Consider the following 1,759-nt stretch of genomic DNA (forward strand, 5'->3'; position numbering starts at 1 on the left):
CTTGGCGGTGCGCTGACGGGTGCCGCCGACGCAGCGGCCGGCCTGGGTGGCTCGCTCGGCGCCGCCGCGAATGTCGGTGCCGGACTGGGCGGGACACTGGAAGGCGCGGCCGACTCGGCCGCCGATCTCGGTGCCCAGCTGAACGGCGCGCTCGAAGGGGCGACCGCAGCGGGAGCAGACCTCGGCGGTGTACTGGGCGCGACCGCGGATGCCGGTGTGGGCCTCGGCGGTGCGCTGACCGGCGCCACCGACACAGCGATCGACTTCGGCGCGGGTGTAGGCGGCGCGATCGATGGTGCCGCGAATGCTGGTGCGGGCCTGGGTGGCGCGCTGACCGGCGCCACCGGCACCGCGATCGATCTCGGCGCGGGTCTGGGCGGTTCGCTCGAGAGCGCCGCCGACGTCGGCGCCGAGCTGGGCGGTTCGCTCGGCGGTGCGGCAAATGCCGGTGCCGACCTCGGTGGTTCGCTGAGCGGAGCCGCCGGTCTCGGCGGTGCCCTGGACGGCGCGACGGATGCCGCGATCGGACTCGGCGCCGACCTGAACGACGCGGTCGATGGCGCCCTCGGCCTCGGCGCGAATCTCGGCGGCGCGCTCGACAACACGGCCGCCGGGCTCGGCGGTGCCCTCGACGGCGCCGTGGATCTGGGCCTGAATGGTGCCGCCGGCCTCGACACCACCGTGGGGACGGCGGTGGATGCCGGCGTCGGCCTGGGCGGTTCGGTGTCCGGCGCGTTCGACTCCGCCGCCGGTGTCGGCGCCGACCTGGGGACGGCTGTGGACAGTTCGGCGTCCGTCGGTGCGGGACTGGAGAGTTCGCTCGGCGCGGCGGCGGGCGCGGGTCTGCAGGGCGCCTCGGAACTCGGCGCGGCCGCCGGGCTCGAGAGCTCCCTCGGTGGCGCGGTGAACGCGGGTCTGGACGGCGCGGCGAGCCTCGGCGCCGCCGCGAACGCCGCTGCCGGCCTGGAGAGTTCGCTCGGCGCGACGCTCGACGGCGCGCTCGGTTCCGCCGTGGACGCCGACTTGATCGCCGACCTGGAAACCGCGTTCGACGCGAGCGCCGACCTCGGCGCGGAGGCGGGCGCCGGACTGTCCGGCTCGCTCGCGACCGGTGCCGACGCCGCCTTCGGCACGGCGGCCGGTCTCGAGACCGGGCTCTCGGGCGCGGTGGGCGCCGCGACCGGCCTCGGTGCGGCGGGCGAGTTCGGTGCCGGTCTCTCCGGCGCGGCCGAGTCCGCGATCGGCGCTGCCTCGACCGGCGCAGCCGGTTTCGAGTCCGGCCTTTCCGGGGCCGCGACGGCGGGCGCCCAGCTCGGCGCGGCCGCTGGTTCGGCGGCGGGCCTGAGTTCCGCGCTCGCGGGCGCTGCCACCACGGGCGCGCAGGCCGAGCTGCTGGGGTCGGCGGGTGCGGCGGCCGAGTTCGGCAGTGTCATCGAAACCGCGGCCGCCACCGGCGCGCAGGCGGGCTTCGCCACCTCGGCGGGCATCTCGCACGACGCGAGCGCCCTGCTCGGCGGCGGTCTCGACACCGCCCTGACCGGCGCGGCGGGCCTCGGTTCGACGGTCTCGACGGTGGCCTCCGCCGCCTTCGGCGGCCACACCGCGGGCGGCGTCGGGACCGGCACCGGCCTGGAAACGGGTCTCGGCGGCGGCCTCTCGGGCGCGGCCGGCGCCGGTGCCCAGGTCGGCGGCGGACTGTCGGGTGTGGCCGACGCGGGCGCTCAGGTCGGCGCGGGCCTGACGGGCGCCGCGGCCGGTG

The 1,759-nt window shown here is 77.8% G+C and carries 1 protein-coding gene; it reads left to right on the forward strand.

Features of this window, described 5'->3' with window-relative positions; translation table 11 throughout:
- A partial coding sequence (locus ON36_RS28530) for a beta strand repeat-containing protein (protein ID WP_043660144.1) occupies window positions 1–1,759 on the forward strand: 1,759 nt, incomplete at both ends.

It is taken from the genome of Nocardia thailandica NBRC 100428, assembly GCF_000308795.1.
In the GTDB taxonomy this organism is placed as follows: Bacteria; Actinomycetota; Actinomycetes; order Mycobacteriales; family Mycobacteriaceae; genus Nocardia; species Nocardia thailandica.